The organism is Arthrobacter sp. Y3223164 (assembly GCF_059091005.1).
Genome location: NZ_JBNHGF010000656.1, coordinates 1 through 964, shown reverse-complemented (window position 1 = coordinate 964; position 964 = coordinate 1). Strand labels below are relative to the sequence as shown.

The following is a 964-nucleotide window of genomic DNA, read 5'->3' as shown; positions in this document are numbered from 1 at the left end:
GGCCGATCCGGGTGCCCAGCCCGTGCGGCAGTCCGGCCAGGAATCCGCCCAACCCCACGGCGGCGAGCGCCGAGCGCATCTCCTCTTCGGCCGGCGGGTCGGTGGCAGGCCGGGCCAGCAGCAGATTGGCGCGGAGCGTCGAGTTGAACAGGTGCGCTTCCTGGGGCATCCACGCGATGGCCGACCGCGGAGCCCCGCCGGCCCTCCCGTTGACCAGGTAGCGGCCGGAGGCCAGTGGCAGGAACCCCAGCAGTACGCCGAGCAGGGTGGACTTCCCGCTCCCCGACGGGCCGGTGACGGCCAGCCATTGTCCGCGCTCCACCCGCAGGTCCACGCCGGTGAAGGCGTCGTGGTCCGCGCCCGGGTACCGGTAGGACGCGTTGCGCAGTTCCAGCGCCTCGACCGGTTCCCGCCGTGCTTGGCGGACCGGGTCCGCGCCGCCGCTTCCCAGCTCCGGAATGACGCGTGCCCCGGCGGCGCGCCAAGCGCCCCATTGCTGCACCGCGGTGTTCACCGCCATGAAAGGTTCGGCCAGCGCCAACTGCATCAGGACGACGACGGCCACCACCCCCGGCACCGTGCCTCCCGCCGAGCCGAGCATCACGACGGCTGAGAGGGAACAGGCCAGCACCGTCAGCGCGTGTCCCAGGCCCTGCGCCCAGGCGCTGCGCTGCACGGCGGCGGTCGCTTCCCGGTCAAGGCGGCGGGCACGCAGCAGCAGCGGCCCGGCAGCCGTGTTTGCTGCCAGGTCCGGTGCTGCTGCCAGCAGCCGCGTGAACGCGTTCAGCGACTTGCCCTTGAGCCGCACGGTGGCTGCCTGGGCGTGGCGGTCCGCCCAGCGCGTCACCGCGGGGGCTCCCACTATGCAGATCCCGGAGAGCAGCAGCTGCCAGCCCAGGGCCGCGGGCATCAGCAGGGCGGTGGCCACGCAGGACGCGGCGGCCACCAGATCGCAATATCACAC

At 73.3% G+C, this 964-nt stretch carries 1 protein-coding gene; it reads right to left on the bottom strand.

All coding sequences use genetic code 11. The annotated features are described in order from the left end of the window. On the bottom strand, positions 1 to 946 hold a 946-nt coding region (locus AC5RUJ_RS17190; protein ID WP_494156360.1), incomplete at its 3' end, for an ATP-binding cassette domain-containing protein. Positions 947 to 964: the final 18 nt, after the last annotated feature.